This is a genomic window from Paraliobacillus sp. JSM ZJ581 (assembly GCF_044383835.1).
In the GTDB taxonomy this organism is placed as follows: domain Bacteria; phylum Bacillota; class Bacilli; order Bacillales; family Amphibacillaceae; genus Paraliobacillus.
The window spans coordinates 40,206-56,644 of the sequence record NZ_JBISEP010000011.1 but is presented as its reverse complement, the minus strand read 5'-3'; the positions used below and the strand labels follow the sequence as shown (position 1 = coordinate 56,644).

Sequence of the window (16,439 nt, the reverse complement as noted above, 5' to 3'; positions counted from 1 at the left end):
TGTTGATCAGGGTGAGAAAATGATGGAGAGGCATGAAGCTGAAGATAAATTAAAAGCAATCTTAAATCAGCAAGAATATCAAATTTATTATCAAGATAACCGTAGTTTGATAGAAAAAATATTCGACCAAGTCGCTTCTTGGTTTGAAGATTTAGTGGATAAGTTGTTTTTTTCTGCTAACCCGTCAAATAGTATAGGTAGCTTAATTATTATTATATCTATTTTGGCTATTGTTGTAGTTGGTTTTACTATTGTTTACAAGATAAGTAGAAACGTTTTTCGTCGTAAAAAGTTCTCTAATATTCAGCCACTTCACAAGGATCAAAAACATTGGACGAGTGAGGATCATTTACAAAAAGCAAATCAATTTGAAGAGCAACAACGATATGCGAATGCAACCCGTCACTTATTTCTTTCATTCTTATTATTGTTAAATGAAAAAGGTCTAGTTAAAACACAAGCATGGAAAACAAACTGGGAATATTATGACGAATTAGTAGAAATTGATTCAAGATTAGCAAAACATTTTTATTCGTGCGCTATATTTTTCGAACAAAGTACTTATGGAAATCGTTCAATAACAAAGGAGTCCTATGCTGCATTTCGAGACGAATGGGAGAATTGGATGAGTCTCCTTAAGCAGACGAGCGATGAATGGAAGGTAGGGGAGAATGGGCATGTCGCAACAGACAACAGATAAAAAAATGTGGCTTTGGCTACTTATTCTCCTCTCTGTATTTGTATTAGTTAGTTATTTTCTCGTGCGTGATCAACCAAAGGATTACCCTGCTTATTTGTCTAAGTCACCTGCGCCAAATGGCACAAAAGCACTCTATACTTTTCTGGAGCAGGAACAGGTTGCTACAGAACGCTTGGAACATAATCCAACTCGTTTAGAAAACCTAGAAGACACATTATTAGTTATGGTTGAACCGCCACTTTTGTCAGATGAAGAAGCACTTCAACTATATGAATCCTATATGGAAAATGGCAATACGATTGTTTTATTTAAACAAAATCCAAAAGGGATGTTTGATATTGATACGAGTAATTCATTTCAAAATGTCGGTGAATCTACAGAGTTATTGGACAAGTCCTTGCATGTAAGTGTATCTTCAACGATTCGACTTGAGCACAATCCGTCAGACGTTGTGCTATTAGAGGATAAAGCTGGTGCTATTGCTATTGAACGATCATATGGAGATGGTCATTTACTTGTTGTAACCGAGCCAGAATGGTTAACAAACGAGAATATCCTAGAACAAGACCACCTTGATGCATTGTTTTCTATCATTGATTTTCGTTCTTATCAATCGATAATATTTAATGAATATATACATAACCCACCTACTGCATTTTCGAAATTGTTAGTTTATCCAAATTGGATTCTAGTAGTTTGGTTTGAAATATTTCTTTTATTAATAGGTGTTTTATGGTTAAAAGGAAAACGATTTGGTTCTATTGTTACACCTAGGGAAGCAACGGTAAGGTTCAGTAATGAAAGGATAAAAGCAATTGCTAATTGGTATTTAAAAGGAAAGAATTATCGTGATGCAGTAATGATTCAATCCGATTTTTTGAAACGTCGTTTACTAGAACGTTACGGTATTCCTTATAAAAAATCATGGGTTGAAAATATAGAGCTAATTGATCGAATCACGCCCTCACTGTCAAAAGAAGCAATACGCATCTTTGCTAAAGGCTTAGAGGAGATAGTAACGCACGAAAAGATATCTAAACAAGCATTTATATATTGGTCACAAAAAATAGATCACATACGAAAAGAGGTAGAATCAGAATGAGAGAGCAGATAGCAACATTATTAGAAACCTATGAATCTAAAGTGCTCGGACAAAATAAAAATCTCCGTTTGCTATTAACTGCATTTCTAGCAGATGGTCATGTATTAATTGAAGGCGTTCCAGGGACAGGGAAAACACAAATGGTAAAAACGTTAGCCTCTTTAGTAGGTGGTGATTTTAGTCGTATTCAATTCACCCCTGATTTATTACCAAGTGATATAACTGGAAGCACGATATATAATATGAAGGAGGGGGCCTTTCAAACGTTGCAAGGCCCGATCTTCACGAATGTTCTATTAGCGGATGAAATCAATCGAACACCTGCAAAAACCCAAGCAGCTTTATTAGAAGCAATGGAAGAAAAGCAAGTTACGATACAAGGAAAGACTTATGCATTGCCAGATGTTTTCTTTGTGGCTGCAACACAAAACCCCATTGAATTTGAAGGGACTTATCCATTGCCAGAAGCACAGCAAGATCGTTTTCTATTTAAGCTAGATGTAGATTTCCCTAGCTTAGAAGCAGAAATCAGTGTGTTACAGCAAGTAACGGGTGAAAAGCAAGATACGAAACAAGAAGCGAATGCCATATTTTCATCTGACATGTTAGATGAAGTAAGAAAAGAAGTGGCGAGTATTACATTACATGATTCAATCGCTGATTACATAACTAAAATTGTCCGCAAAACAAGAGAAATTGAAAGCTTTCAATATGGGGCTAGTACAAGAGGTGCAATTGCAATAGCAAAAACAGCAAAAGCTTGGGCATTTTTATTAGGAAGGGATTATGTAACTCCAGACGATGTAAAAGTTGTAGCGGTTCCTAGCCTGCGTCACCGTGTACAGTTATCTCCATATGCAGAAATGGAGGGAACAAACCTTGATGACATTATTCAAGAATTGGTGGGGGCGATTGCTGTTCCAAGATAGAGGAGTTTTACCAACTGCAAAGCTATTAGTGATTCTAGCTATAATCGGTTTTATTTTAACTGTGTTAGCTATTAATCACTTTTTAATACACCATGTACTTATCATGACTGCAATTTTAATAAGTATCTCATTGATTGATTTGTTATTGTCACCAAAAAGAAGTCTGTTAGAAGCTCATCGTTCTATTCCAGAAGAATTCGAGCGCCAAAAGAATCATACGATTACCGTTACCATTCAGAATAACAGTAACCGACCTTGTATGCTGCGATTTGTAGATCAGATTCCAACGTCATTTCAGACAATTTTTCCATATAATCAAATGATTAAAGCGCAGCGTATGACAGAAATAAATTATCATGTATTTCCTTTAGAGCGAGGAGAATATATGATTAATAAGCTTTATATTCGTTATAAAAGCATGCTTGGTTTATGGGAAAAACAAAAAACAGTTACGATTAGACAGGTTGCTCATGTCATTCCTAATTTAGAGGAAACGAACCGTTACTTAGCAAGTGCACAAAGATACTTGTTGCATGAAGGAATAAAAATACGTAAGCAGAAAACAGGCATGGGGGAATTTTCTAAGGTTCGTTCGTATGTCGTTGGTGATGATCCAAGAAAAATAAATTGGCATCAATCTGCAAAGTTACAAGAAGTGATGACAAATGAATATGAGCCAGAGCACGGAAAGCACATTACACTGTTAATTGATTGTGGCAGAATGATGGGGGTGGAGCTAGATAAAGGAAATCGATTAGAGAAAGTATTGGAGGCAACGATAGCTACTGCTGCAGCGGCATTAAAAAATGGTGATTACGTATCTGTTGTTGCTTTTTCAAGTAAGATACATACGTATGTTGCTCCAGCGAAAGGATTAGAACATTTACAAGTTATCTTGCGTGCGGTGTATGCGTTACAAGTTGATGCTAGTGAATCAAATTATACAAATGTTTTGCACTATGTCCAATTAAAGCAAAAGAAACGTAGCTTACTATTGCTTTTTAGCGATGTTGATACGTTTGTTTATGAGGAAACGATCTTGCATTCATTACAACAAATTAGAAAAAAACATTTGTTTATAATCATTGGGATTGAGGACGAACAATTACAAGCTAAGCGTAACATTTATCCTTTAACTGTGCGAATAGCAATGGAAAAAACGATTGCACAAAAGCAATTACAATTTAAAGCAAAGCAAATAAAGTAAGTTTGGGAAACGAGGCTTCGTTGTGTTAGAAGCCCCTGAAGATCGGTTAGCTGTAACTGCTATTTCCTACTATATTGATCAGCTGAATAGAGGGGTGCTCTAGTCTTTTTTTGTAATAAATGATAACCGATTAACATGTAAGCAATCATTGCGACGACGCTTGTAATTGCAACAGTATATTTTATTTCTAAAGACAAATCGGCTGGTGTAATATACCCTTCTATGAGGCCAGCAACAATAAATAATGGAATGGTACCTAACAGTAATTGTACTGAGCGTACTGCTTGCACTTTAAGGTGATATACTCTAGAAAAGTTTTTCGGTACGAATAAACGATATCCCATGAGCAAACCTGCTCCTCCTACAATGAAAATAGCAGTAAGCTCAATCATTCCGTGAGGGACAATGTAAGCCCAAAAAATATAAGAACTATCTGCATTCCAAAAGTATCCTGCCAATGCGCCAATAAGTATGCCATTATAAATTAGCACATATAGTGTTAATATTCCAAAAGTGATGCCACCTACAAAAGCAAGGATAGCAACACGTATATTATTGGTCATGATTTGAGCAGACATTAGCGGGGCATTTCCTGCATTTTGATTTGCTTCTAGCTGACTAGGATCTGCAATGTTTTGTACCATGTCGCTAGGAAGAATTTTGTAAATATGTAATGGGTTTTCAATGACTGCTAAGAAGCTTGCTATTGCTCCTAGTGTAAATAAGAGCATTGCAATGACTATAGCTTGCCATTGATCTAATAATAAACCAATAAATTTTGTACTTAAAAAATGCTGCATTTGTTTCCAAGATGATCGTTCGGTTTGGTATAAAAGGTTATGTGCCTTTGCCACCAATTCATTTAGATAACGGGTCACTTCATCGTTGGGAAAGTAGGTTTGACTATAGGATAAATGCTGTGTTGTTTTTTGGTATAAGTATTCAAATTCATTAATGTTCGTTTGATTCATAGAATTTCTTTTTCGTAATGTGTAAATAGATGCTTCTAGCGCCATCCATTCACTCCGATGTTGCTGAATAAATGTTTTTAATTGCACAATAATCACCTTTACTTGAAATTTACTTTATTATTATTATAAATGCTACAGTTAAAAATTGATAGTATTATGGAACAAATTAACTATGAACGGAGGGGAAAATGTGACAGACTGGTATGGACAACAAACAGATATTAGAACACCGGAGTTTGTATCACTACAGTTTCAGGTGGCTGGTTTAGGAAGTAGAGCAGCTGCTTTTATAATCGATCAGTTTATTTTACTTATTGTAAATACTATATTATTTATCGGTTTACTACTCGTAATGGATACGGACTTTAATCTATTTTACTTATTTGATAATGGAGGATTGTTAATAGCAATCGTAATCATCTTGTTTTTTATTATTAATTTTGGATATTATATATTCTTTGAGTTTCTGTGGGGTGGTAAAACGATAGGAAAACGAGTGATTGGCCTTCGTGTTATTCAAGATAGTGGACATCCAATGACATTATTATCTTCTGTTATTAGGAATATGATGCGTTTAGTTGATGCATTACCTTCTTTATATTTCGTTGGAATGTTGCTTGTATTTCTACATCCAAAGCATAAGCGATTAGGGGATTTGACAGCAGGTACAATTGTTATCTATGATAATCAAATGAAAAAAAGAAATAAAAAGTCAGTAATTGATAAAATTATTGACATGCGTCGATTATCTAAAAATGATTTAATACTAAACGACATGGTTATTAATCAATTCACTCAAAAAGATTGGGAACTATTAAACACCTTTTGTCAGAGGTATGATACGCTCCCATTACATGAAAAAAGACAATTGACTTATGAAATTGCGGAAATACTGTTTCCTAAATTAGACCTCACCATTGATAACAAAAGTGTGGTAGACACGGAGAATACACTATTTATTTTGTATTTATATTTAAAAGATCAGTGGGCATATGATTGGCATGCATAAATATATTTAGACTGCTAAAAAGACTCTACATGGAGTCTTTTTCTTTTTAAAAAACAAAGATAGAATAAAAAATGCTTATAAAACGGAAACTTTTATTTAATAGAAAGCATTTAAGTTTCCAATCCAATTTAATTATGATACCGTATTTTGATGAAGGGGATGAATAATTTGCATGCGAGACAACTTGAAATTCTTCGTTTGCTCTTATTAAAAGAGAAAGAATATATTTTAATTGGTGATATTGCAGAGACGCTATCCTTTTCGGAAAAAACGATCCGGAATGACTGCGATACAATTGAAGTATTTTTAGAAAAGCATTACCAAGCTAAGTTAATTAGAAAGCCAGGAGCAGGCGTTTCTATCGAGATAGAAAAAGAAGAATTAACACAACTATATCATTTTTTGCATCAACAAAATAATAAGCAATCCGATCAAACAGATTTAGGTGATGATGACTTACAAGCATTAGCCTACCGATTATTAATAAATAAATCTGCTACATCGATTCAAGATTTTGCTGAAGACTTTTATGTTACAAAAACGGCGATAAAAAAAGCATTAGATATGCTCGAACCATGGTTCGCAAAAAAAGATCTTCGGTTAATAATAAGACAGCGCATAGGAGTATCACTTAAAGGTTCAGAGCAGAACAGAAGAGTAGCACTAGTTACGCTAGATCAATTAGGTTCAAAAAAATATCCTTCTTCACCTTTTGTATATCGTTATTTTCAAGCTTACGAGTTAGATATTTTGAGAAAAAAATTAACTCAATTTCAAGAAAAGTATTCTTTTTTCCTAACAGATGATAGCTTTGATACCATAACAACATATTTATTATTAATGATTAAACGGTCTAAAATGAGGGAATTCGTCACAATTACAGAAAAAGAAGCAATATATATAAAAGAAAAACCTGAATATCACTGGATTAGTAAATTCGTTTATGAAATTGGTGATACATTTAAAGTACCTATTCCTCATAGTGAAATAATCTATTTGTCCATGCAAATATTAGGGGCGAAAATACATTTCAATAAGGCTGAACCACGATTATTAGACGTAGAAATGGAGAAAAAAGCAATAGACATTTCTAATGAATTATCTAAACGGTTAACGATTATTACATTAAATCCTTTTGAACAGGATCGTCAATTATTAGAAGGATTGAAGCTACATCTATACACAATGTTTACTCGTTTAAGCTTTGATTTGCACTCAGACAATCCTTTAGTACATGATATAAAGAAAATGTATCCTTACATGTTTAATACACTTCTATTTGTTTTGCAAGATATGAAGAGTAGGCTACCTTATGAATTGCCAGAAGATGAAGTTGCTTACCTAACCTTGCATTATCAAGCAGCCAAAGAGAGAATTCACCACAGAAAGAAAAAAGGTCCAGAAATTGTCCTTGTCTGTCATATGGGAATGGGTGTATCTGAAATTCTTCGTTCTAAAATTAATGTTCGTTTTCCTGAAATTAAAATTATTGCTACAGTGTCAAAGCGAGAATTACCTGAATTTTTGTTAGATCACAATCCAGATTTAATTGTAACAACTACTCCAATTGGTTTAGAAAAACACCGCGAAGTGACTGTAACTCCCTTATTCACTAAGGCTGATGAGAAAAGACTAATGTATTTCTTTAAAGAACAATCAAGTAGACAAGTAAAAATGTTTGATTTAAGTCAGTTTATTAATGCTGACTTTGTTTTTTTACGGGTTAAAGTTAACGATCAGTTTGAGTTAATTGAAAAACTAGCTACCCGCTTATATGAACAAGGATACGTTGAACAGAATTATTCTTATCAAGCGTTGATTAGAGAAAAAACCTCAGCAACAACAATAGGTGGTGGGATTGCCATTCCACACGCTGATCCTAAGTTAGTTATCCATTCAACGATTGCCGTTGCTACATTAGAACAACCGATTGATTGGGACGGGGAGAAAGTATCTCTTGTATTTATGTTAGCACTTAAAAATGAAACAATTAATAATAAGCAGCTTTTCCGACGTTTGACAGCTTTGACAGAGCAACCAACTCATGTGGAAAGTTTGACGAAAGAAACAGATAAATGGAGATTCTTACAAAATATTTAAGTTATAACGAATAGACAATAAGGAATAAAACCACCTTTACCACAGAAACGGAAGAAATTAAAATTTTATTTTTTTTTATTTAGATTAAACTAACAGTATAACAATTTTATAAAAAGGAGAATGGGTTATGAAATTGGTAGCGATTACTTCGTGTCCAAATGGTATTGCACATACCTATATGGCTGCAGAGAACTTGCAAAAAGCTGCAGATGAATTAGGTATTAAAATGACAATAGAAACACAAGGTTCTATTGGTGTTGAAAATGAATTGTCGGCTAAAGACATTGAGGAAGCAGACGGTGTCATTATTGCAGCAGATAAAACAGTAAACAAGGATCGGTTTATAGGTAAGAAGCTTATTGCTGTTGGGGTACAAGAAGGGATTCGTAATCCTGAAAAATTAATTAAAAGAATAAAAGATAGCCAAGCTGACGTTTATCAGGGAAATTCAAATGCTGATGATAAGCAAGCAAAAATGCCGACACGTGCAGATAACGATAAGCAAAATCCGATTTATCGCCATTTAATGAATGGTGTGTCATTTATGGTTCCATTTATTGTGGTTGGTGGATTATTAATTGCAATTGCACTAACCATTGGTGGTCAAGCTGGTGCAGAGGGCATTAAAATACCAGAAGATTCCATTTGGAAGACCATTGAACAAATAGGTGCAGCTTCCTTTAGTTTTATGGTACCAATACTAGCGGGCTATATTGCTTATAGTATTGCTGATCGTCCTGGTCTAGCCCCAGGTATGATTGGAGGGTATATTGCTGCAAATGGAAGCTTTTATGGTAGTGAAGCAAGTGCTGGATTTTTAGGAGGAATTATAGCTGGTTTCTTAGCTGGTTATGTTGCGTTATGGATTAAGAAAATCAAAGTACCAAAAATGGTACAGCCTATTATGCCGATTATCATTATACCAGTGATAGCTTCACTTATTGTAGGCTTAGCATTTGTTCTTTTGATTGGAGCTCCAGTTGCACAAGTGTTTGAATCACTCACAAATTGGTTAGCTGGTATGCAAGGAACAAGCTCAATTTTGCTAGCGCTCATATTAGGTGCGATGATTTCTTTTGATATGGGTGGTCCAGTAAATAAAGTTGCTTTCTTATTTGGTTCTGCAATGATCGCCGAAGGAAACTATGAAATTATGGGGCCTATTGCTGTTGCTATTGCAGTACCACCAATTGGTTTAGGACTTGCTACGTTTATGTTCAAAAATAAATTTGAGTCTGCACAGCGTGAAACAGGAAAAGCATCATTTACAATGGGGTTATTTGGTATTACGGAAGGTGCAATACCTTTTGCGGCTCAGGATCCACTACGGGTCATTCCTAGTATTATGATTGGTTCAATGACTGGCTCTGTTATAGCTATGGTAAGTAACGTAGGTGATCGAGTGGCTCACGGAGGTCCGATTGTTGGATTTTTAGGAGCGGTGGACAATGTATTTATGTTCTTTGTAGCAATTATTATTGGTTCGTTTGTTACAGCGTTTATGATTAAATTACTTAAGAAAGATGTTTATTGTTCTGATAAAACTGTTGTAACGGAGGGGGATGTAGTAAATAAGGTAGAAGTAAGTGAAAACACCGAAGAAGTACTGCAGCCCAAGAATGAAGATAAAAAAAATCAATCGGTTGAAATAAATAAATTAACAGATATTTTAACTTTAGATTTAATTGATACGAAATTAAAAGCTGATACGAGAGATGACGTTATTGATAAGATGATCGAAAAACTTGATGAAAATGGTGCTCTAACTTCAAAAAATAAATTTAAGCAAGCTATCTTAGCTCGTGAAAAAGAAAATAGTACTGGAATTGGTATGAATGTTGCTATACCACATGGAAAATCTGATGCTGTTACAAAACCTCGTGTTGTTTTTGGGATAAAGTCAGAAGGTGTAGATTGGTATAGTTTGGATGGATCTATGGCTAAGCTGATCTTTATGATTGCTGTACCAAAGCATACAGAAGGGGATGCACATTTAAAAATACTTCAAATGTTATCACGTAAGTTAATGGATGATGCATTCCGTGACAAGTTATTAGAGGTACGCTCAAAAGAAGAAGCATATGAATTGTTAGATGAAATCAAATAGATGATAAACAAAAAACAGTTAGCACACGTGATTCGTGGGCTAACTGTTTCTTTTTAGAAAATATAAATAAAAATGTATTGTCTAAATTAGTTAATCAAAGCTTGTAATGGAGCGGGGATTCGTCCGCCTCTTTGGATCATTTTTGCTGAACTAAATGGATTAACACCCATGACTGGAGCGCGACCTAATAAGCCACCAAATTCAACCGTATCACCTTCTGTTTTCCCGATTACAGGGATCACACGTACGGCTGTTGTCTTCTTGTTGATCATCCCGATTGCAGCTTCATCTGCTATAATTGCTGATAATGTTTCTGGTGTTACATCACCTGTCAGTGCGATCATATCTAGCCCAACCGAACAGACACATGTCATTGCTTCTAATTTTGATAAAGTAAGGGCGCTATCTTCTATCCCTTTAATCATTCCATTATCCTCACTAACTGGAATGAAGGCACCACTTAATCCACCAACGTATGAACTAGCCATTGCGCCACCTTTTTTGACAGCGTCATTCATTAACGCTAAAGCGGCAATCGTACCGTGTGTTCCTACACGTTCTAGACCAATTTCCTCTAAAATCTCTGCCACACTATCATTCATTGCATTGGTTGGGGCTAAGGATAGATCCATGATACCAAACGGAACATCAAGACGTTTCGCCACTTCACGACCAAGTAATTCACCAGCGCGTGTAATTTTAAACGCTGTTTTCTTAATGATGTCTGATACTTCGCCTAAATCAACATCGGGATAACGTTTTAATGCATTAAGCACAACGCCAGGGCCACTTACGCCAACACTTAATACTGCTTCTCCTTCTCCAGCACCATGAAAAGCACCAGCCATAAATGGATTGTCTTCAACAGGATTACAGAAGGCAACAAATTTTGCACAACCGATACTACTATTTTCTTTCGTATTCTCAGCTGTTTGTTTAATAATCGTTCCCAACTGTTTTACTGCATCCATATTAATTCCTGTTCGAGTAGTACCAATAGAGACAGAAGCACAGACACGTTCTGTTACGCTCAACGCGTCAGGTAATGCATCAAGTAATGTTTGGTCTCCCTTAGTAATCCCTTTATGTACGAGAGCGGAGAATCCACCAATAAAATCTACGCCAACTTTTTTTGCGGCTTGATCTAATGTTTTTGCTAGATCAATCGCTTCCTCACGCGAATGATTACCTAGAATTTCAGCTATTGGTGTGATTGAAATCCGTTTATTAATAATTGGAATGCCATATTCTTTTTCTACTTGTTCCGCAACAGGTTTTAATTTCTCTGCATACGTTGTAATTTTATTATACACATTTTTTTGTACTGTTTTAAAATCAGAATCAGCACAATCTCTTAGGCTAATTCCCATCGTTACTGTACGAATATCTAAACTTTCCATTTGCACCATGCGAATGGTTTCTTGTATTTCTGTAAAAGCAACTGCCATCTTTATTCCACTCCTTTATACACGATGCATCGATTTAAATACATCTTCAAGTTGAATGCTAATTGTGAGATCAAGTTCTTTTTCGATTACTTCAAAATCTTTCATTAAACGATCTAAATCCTCTGTGTTTCTCATATCAACAAGCATAATCATCGTAAAGAAATCTTGTAATATGGTTTGACTAATATCAAGGATATTCATTTGATTATTAGCTAGGATGCTTGTTACTTTTGAAATAATGCCAACCTGATCCTTGCCGAGTACACTTACTACTGCGCGTTTTTGCATTTTTTTCACCTCATTAGTTAATTAAAATAAAAAAGATTGAAGAATGTTCTTCAATCTCAGGGACAATAACAGCATGGATACAATGGTGTTATGTCTTCTGTCCTGTTGCCTGAGATTGTGAATCCTTCGGCGTCGCTTGAACGAACTCTCCAGAAGTTGCTCCTATTATAGTGTAACCCATAATATTCATTGCAGTATATAATTTATTTCGATCAATAAAAAGATAGTAACAGTTTCCGATATGAACGTCAATAGATAATACATAGGATTGGAAAAGGGATACGCCATTGCGTATCCCTTATTAATAACTTACCAATCTTCACAAGTATAAAAATTTTATTTAATTGTTTTGTTTGATTAAATTGCCGCGGTATGTTCCACCTGGATGCTTTTAACCTAAACGATATAAGCCCTACCTCTCTTATATCCTTACGACTCCGAAGTCGATCCAGTGTGAATAAGTCTTGCTATTCGTATATAATGTTCCGTTTTATATACATTGAAAAACATGGGCAGATGCCATCATTCTAACTTGCTTCATGAATTATCTGGTAAAGCTTTATATATTATTATCTAATAACTATTCTTATTTGTCAAGTATATCTTTATATGTAAGCTTCCGATTCATGATATAGTTAGTGTAGTTGAATGAATGGAGGGGCTATATAATGAATAAAAAAGATATTCGCTTAATTGCGTTAGATTTGGATGGTACGGTTTTACATACAGATCTTACTGTTTCAATAGAAAATGAGCGTGCAATTAAACAGGCGATAAAAAATGGAGTGGAAGTTATTTTTGCAACGGGTAGGCATTACAGCACATGCGTTGACTATGCGAGAGCATTAGGTGTGAAGTATCTCATAACAGTTAATGGGGGAGAAATTTGGACAACAGATGGTGAACTTTTGGACAGAAATCCGTTACTTCCAGAAGCTTTAAATAAATTTAAACAGATACATCAAACTTACAATCCGTGGACGTGGCTAGTCTCGACTGAAAAAGTATGGAGAAATGAACACCCAAGTGATTATGATGCACATACGTGGCTTAAGTACGGTTTTGACATAACAGAAGATGAGGTTAGGAAGAAAATTATTGACGAGTTAGCTGGTGAAACAGACATTGAAGTAACTAATTCAAGCCCTACCAATTTAGAGGTTAACGCAGTAGGAATAAACAAAGCACGTGCAATTGAAAAGCTGTGCGAAAAGTTAGATATTAAAATGAATCAAGTAATGACAATGGGAGATAGTCTAAATGATATCAAAATGATTGAAGAATCCGGCTTCGGTGTTGCGATGGAGAACGCGCAAGATGAAGTGAAAAAAGTAGCTGATTGGGTGACGACACACCATACAAAAGATGGTGTTGCAGAAGCGATCAATAAATGGGTTGTTGAATAATTGGACTTTTCTAAAAATTATACATTGCATGATTGTGTTTTTTGGTATAAGTTAGTATGTGGAGTATGAGTTGCGTGAAGCTATATTTCAACGTATCATAGAAGAAGGAATACATAATAAAGGAGCGAACAAAATGGCAAAACAGCAATTTGGAGTTATCGGCCTAGCTGTCATGGGTAAAAACCTAGCGTTAAATGTTGAAAGTAGAGGCTACGGTGTTTCTGTATTTAACAGAACATATCAGAAAACAGCAGACTTTTTAAATAATGAAGCAAAAAATAAAAATTTTGTTGGTGCTGAGTCAATTGAAGAATTTGTTGATTCTTTAGAAAAACCTCGCAAAATCATGCTAATGGTAAAAGCAGGACCTGCAACGGATGCGACGATTGAATCGTTAAAGCCATTATTAGATGAAGGCGATATTATCATTGATGGTGGTAATACGTTCTATCAAGATACAATCCGAAGAAATAAAGAGCTAGATCAATCTGGTATTCATTTTATTGGAACAGGAGTCTCTGGTGGGGAAGAAGGGGCATTAAAAGGACCTTCAATTATGCCAGGAGGACAAAAGGAAGCTTACGATTTAGTAGCGCCAATCTTTGAATCTATTTCTGCTAAAGTAGAGGGCGATTCTTGTGTCACTTATATTGGTCCGAATGGAGCAGGCCATTATGTCAAAATGGTACACAACGGCATTGAATATGGTGATATGCAATTAATTGGTGAAGCATATTTCATCATGAAGCATGTTTTAGGTTATGATGCAGATAAATTACACCAAGTATTTGCAGATTGGAACAAAGGTGAATTAGATAGTTATCTGATTGAAATTACAGCGGATATCTTTACGAAAAAAGATGAAGAGACTGGAAAGCCAATGGTCGACGTAATCTTAGATACAGCTGGTCAAAAGGGAACAGGAAAATGGACAAGTCAAAGTTCATTAGATCTGGGAGTACCATTACCTGTCATTACAGAATCTGTGTTTGCTCGCTTTATTTCAGCAATGAAAGAAGAACGAGTAAAAGCAAGTAAAATTCTTCAAGGTCCATCTGCACAAGAAAAAGCATATGAAGGAAATGAAGATGAGTTAGTTGAAGCAATTCGCAAAGCGCTTTACATGAGTAAAATCGTTTCTTATGCACAAGGTTTTGCACAAATGCGTGCAGCTTCTGAGGAAAATGACTGGAACTTACGCTATGGCGATATTGCAATGATTTTCCGTGGTGGATGTATTATCCGTGCGCAATTCTTACAGAAAATTAAAGAAGCATACGATCGTGACCCAGCATTGGCAAACCTTTTACTTGATCCTTATTTTAAAGAGATTGTTGAAACATATCAGTCATCTCTTCGTAAAGTACTTACTATTGCGATGGAACGTGGTATTCCGGTTCCAGGATTTGCAAGTGCGCTAGCATACTTTGATAGCTATCGTACAGAAACGCTTCCGGCAAACTTATTACAAGCACAACGCGATTACTTCGGTGCTCATACGTATCAACGTATCGACAAAGAAGGCGTATTCCATACAGAATGGCTTGATTAAGCATAGTGGGTGTTTGAACTAAATATACAGCATTAAAAAGCGAACGATCATTTATATGATCGTTCGCTTTTATAGTTACTGATTATAATTTCCACCAATGGTGTCCGTTAGCTCCTAGTAATTCATCACCTGCTTTTGGACCACATGTACCAGAGGTGTAGTTAGGAAATGCAGCTTTATTTCCTTCCCATGCATTAGAAATAATATCAATGTATTTCCAAGATAGAGCTACCTCATCCCAGTGTACGAAGTTTGTTGAATCGCCATGTAAGCAATCATTTAACAATACTTCATACGCTTCTGGTGTATAACTATCTTCTGCATGTTTTTTATCATAATACATTGTAATTGGTTTACTTGTAGTATCATAATCCCCTTTTTTAGCATTCAAATGTAGGGTGATTTTCTCATCTGGGTGTGCTTGGATAACAAGTAAGTTAGGATCGATGGTGTCGCCTTTTTCTTTATATAAATTAATTGGTAAGTCTTTAAATTGAATAACAATCTCAGTTGATTTTTTTGCCATTCGTTTACCTGTTCTAACATAGAATGGGACGCCAGCCCAACGGAAATTATCGATCATAAATTTAGCCGCTACATACGTTTCAGTGTTGGAATCCGGATCAACGCCATTGCTTTCGCGATAGGCATCTAGTTCTTTTCCGTTGATTTCACCACGATCGTATTGTCCACGAACGAAGTATTGATCTACGTCATTTTCGTTAATCTCCTTCAAACTACGTAATACTTTTATCTTCTCATAACGAATATCGTCAGGATTTAGTCTAGCGGGTGGCTCCATTGCTAATAGAGAAACCATTTGTAACATATGGTTTTGAACCATATCTCGCAATGCACCTGATTCATCATAATAACGTCCTCGTTCTTCTACGCCAAGTGTTTCACTAGAAGTCACTTGGATATTTGAAATGTAATGATTGTTCCATAAAGGCTCGAATAAAGCATTCGCAAATCGGACAACTTCAATATTTTGAATCATATCTTTACCTAAATAGTGATCAATGCGATAAATTTGATCCTCATCAAAAGCATGTCGAATTTGATTGTTTAACTGCTGCGCTGTTTCAAAATTATGACCAAATGGCTTTTCAATGATAAGTCGTGTCCAACCAGTATTATTTGTAACACCTTGTGATTTCAAGTTGGCGGCAATCGTTCCAAAAAAGTTAGGTGCCATTGCTAGATAGAACAATCTGTTTCCGTCCGTTTCATGCTTTTCATCTAACTCATTAATAAATGCATTTAATTTCTGATAATGGGTAAGATCTTGTACATCAAATGGATTGTAATGGAAATGAGAAGCGAAATCGTCTGGATTAATATGAGGATCATTAAATTCCTCAATTGATTTCTTTATATTGTTACGGAAATCTTCATTTGTAAGTGGTCGCCTTGCTACACCAATTACTGCGAAGTTTTCAGAGAGTTTACCATTTCGATATAAGCGATATAGAGATGGATAAAGCTTTCGGTTAGCTAAGTCTCCTGTCGCTCCGAAAATAATAATTACTGCTTTTGGCGTATGATATGTCATTGACTATTACTACCTCTCTTTTTAAGTTAATTAAATAAATTGGTTTAAACACTTTACTATTTAGA

At 35.4% G+C, this 16,439-nt stretch carries 13 protein-coding genes and 1 riboswitch; of the genes, 9 read left to right on the top strand and 4 right to left on the bottom strand.

Features of this window, described 5'->3' with window-relative positions:
- The first annotated feature begins 22 nt into the window (after positions 1 to 22).
- The 4 genes from ACH6CY_RS08365 to ACH6CY_RS08350 are packed head-to-tail and all read left to right on the top strand — an operon-like array spanning position 23 to position 3,938.
- Positions 23 to 700: a DUF4129 domain-containing protein gene (locus ACH6CY_RS08365; protein ID WP_374066879.1), complete on the top strand. Its 678-nt coding sequence runs from the start codon at positions 23 to 25 to the stop codon at positions 698 to 700.
- Positions 678 to 1,802 carry a DUF4350 domain-containing protein gene (locus ACH6CY_RS08360; protein ID WP_374066878.1) on the top strand — a complete coding sequence of 375 codons (1,125 nt, stop codon included), beginning with the start codon at positions 678 to 680 and terminating at the stop codon, positions 1,800 to 1,802. The genes ACH6CY_RS08365 and ACH6CY_RS08360 overlap by 23 nt, the downstream gene beginning before the upstream one ends.
- Positions 1,799 to 2,731 carry an AAA family ATPase gene (locus ACH6CY_RS08355; RefSeq protein WP_374066877.1) on the top strand — a complete coding sequence of 311 codons (933 nt, stop codon included), beginning with the start codon at positions 1,799 to 1,801 and terminating at the stop codon, positions 2,729 to 2,731. The genes ACH6CY_RS08360 and ACH6CY_RS08355 overlap by 4 nt, the downstream gene beginning before the upstream one ends.
- On the top strand, positions 2,685 to 3,938 hold the full coding sequence (locus ACH6CY_RS08350; protein ID WP_374066905.1) for a DUF58 domain-containing protein: 1,254 nt from the start codon (positions 2,685 to 2,687) through the stop codon (positions 3,936 to 3,938). Before ACH6CY_RS08355 ends, ACH6CY_RS08350 begins: the two co-directional genes overlap by 47 nt.
- Positions 3,939 to 3,997: 59 nt before the next feature.
- Here ACH6CY_RS08350 and ACH6CY_RS08345 read toward each other — a convergent pair whose 3' ends face one another.
- Entirely contained in the window at positions 3,998 to 4,996 is a 999-nt protein-coding gene (locus ACH6CY_RS08345) for a stage II sporulation protein M (RefSeq protein WP_374066876.1), read from the bottom strand.
- A gap of 103 nt (positions 4,997 to 5,099) precedes the next feature.
- On the opposite strand from ACH6CY_RS08345, the gene ACH6CY_RS08340 reads away from it, so the two are divergent.
- From ACH6CY_RS08340 to ACH6CY_RS08330, 3 genes are all read left to right on the top strand, one after another.
- Positions 5,100 to 5,918: an RDD family protein gene (locus ACH6CY_RS08340; RefSeq protein WP_374066875.1), complete on the top strand. Its 819-nt coding sequence runs from the start codon at positions 5,100 to 5,102 to the stop codon at positions 5,916 to 5,918.
- A gap of 168 nt (positions 5,919 to 6,086) precedes the next feature.
- The gene (locus tag ACH6CY_RS08335) at positions 6,087 to 8,018 is read left to right on the top strand and encodes a BglG family transcription antiterminator (RefSeq protein ID WP_374066874.1); all 1,932 of its coding nucleotides are present in this window, start codon (positions 6,087 to 6,089) and stop codon (positions 8,016 to 8,018) included.
- 127 nt (positions 8,019 to 8,145) lie between these two features.
- Complete coding sequence (locus ACH6CY_RS08330) at positions 8,146 to 10,125, top strand: fructose-specific PTS transporter subunit EIIC (protein WP_374066873.1); 1,980 nt, start codon at positions 8,146 to 8,148, stop codon at positions 10,123 to 10,125.
- An 86-nt stretch (positions 10,126 to 10,211) separates the two neighbouring features.
- On the opposite strand, the gene ACH6CY_RS08325 is transcribed toward ACH6CY_RS08330, so the two are convergent.
- Both ACH6CY_RS08325 and ACH6CY_RS08320 read right to left on the bottom strand, forming a co-directional pair.
- Positions 10,212 to 11,573 carry a PFL family protein gene (locus ACH6CY_RS08325; protein ID WP_374066872.1) on the bottom strand — a complete coding sequence of 454 codons (1,362 nt, stop codon included), beginning with the start codon at positions 11,571 to 11,573 and terminating at the stop codon, positions 10,212 to 10,214.
- A gap of 15 nt (positions 11,574 to 11,588) precedes the next feature.
- The gene (locus ACH6CY_RS08320) at positions 11,589 to 11,861 is read right to left on the bottom strand and encodes an ACT domain-containing protein (RefSeq protein ID WP_374066871.1); all 273 of its coding nucleotides are present in this window, start codon (positions 11,859 to 11,861) and stop codon (positions 11,589 to 11,591) included.
- 87 nt (positions 11,862 to 11,948) lie between these two features.
- Positions 11,949 to 12,024, bottom strand: a riboswitch (glycine riboswitch).
- A 505-nt stretch (positions 12,025 to 12,529) separates the two neighbouring features.
- Between ACH6CY_RS08320 and ACH6CY_RS08315 the strand changes: the two genes are divergently transcribed.
- Together ACH6CY_RS08315 and gndA are read left to right on the top strand one after the other, a co-directional pair.
- Positions 12,530 to 13,267 carry a Cof-type HAD-IIB family hydrolase gene (locus tag ACH6CY_RS08315; RefSeq protein WP_374066870.1) on the top strand — a complete coding sequence of 246 codons (738 nt, stop codon included), beginning with the start codon at positions 12,530 to 12,532 and terminating at the stop codon, positions 13,265 to 13,267.
- Positions 13,268 to 13,400: 133 nt separating this feature from the next.
- Complete coding sequence (gene gndA, locus ACH6CY_RS08310; RefSeq protein ID WP_374066869.1) at positions 13,401 to 14,819, top strand: NADP-dependent phosphogluconate dehydrogenase; 1,419 nt, start codon at positions 13,401 to 13,403, stop codon at positions 14,817 to 14,819.
- An 82-nt stretch (positions 14,820 to 14,901) separates the two neighbouring features.
- Here the strand turns inward: gndA and zwf are convergent, their stop codons facing one another.
- Complete coding sequence (gene zwf / locus ACH6CY_RS08305; protein WP_374066868.1) at positions 14,902 to 16,374, bottom strand: glucose-6-phosphate dehydrogenase; 1,473 nt, start codon at positions 16,372 to 16,374, stop codon at positions 14,902 to 14,904.
- Between the last annotated feature and the right edge of the window lie 65 nt (positions 16,375 to 16,439).

Coding starts and splice junctions, on each gene's coding strand:
- ACH6CY_RS08365 (WP_374066879.1), top strand. CDS start 23: ATGGAGAGGCATGAAGCTGAAGATAAATTAAAAGCAATCTTAAATCAG.
- ACH6CY_RS08360 (WP_374066878.1), top strand. CDS start 678: ATGTCGCAACAGACAACAGATAAAAAAATGTGGCTTTGGCTACTTATT.
- ACH6CY_RS08355 (WP_374066877.1), top strand. CDS start 1,799: ATGAGAGAGCAGATAGCAACATTATTAGAAACCTATGAATCTAAAGTG.
- ACH6CY_RS08350 (WP_374066905.1), top strand. CDS start 2,685: ATGACATTATTCAAGAATTGGTGGGGGCGATTGCTGTTCCAAGATAGA.
- ACH6CY_RS08330 (WP_374066873.1), top strand. CDS start 8,146: ATGAAATTGGTAGCGATTACTTCGTGTCCAAATGGTATTGCACATACC.
- ACH6CY_RS08325 (WP_374066872.1), bottom strand. CDS start 11,573: ATGGCAGTTGCTTTTACAGAAATACAAGAAACCATTCGCATGGTGCAA.
- ACH6CY_RS08320 (WP_374066871.1), bottom strand. CDS start 11,861: ATGCAAAAACGCGCAGTAGTAAGTGTACTCGGCAAGGATCAGGTTGGC.
- ACH6CY_RS08315 (WP_374066870.1), top strand. CDS start 12,530: ATGAATAAAAAAGATATTCGCTTAATTGCGTTAGATTTGGATGGTACG.
- gndA (WP_374066869.1), top strand. CDS start 13,401: ATGGCAAAACAGCAATTTGGAGTTATCGGCCTAGCTGTCATGGGTAAA.
- zwf (WP_374066868.1), bottom strand. CDS start 16,374: ATGACATATCATACGCCAAAAGCAGTAATTATTATTTTCGGAGCGACA.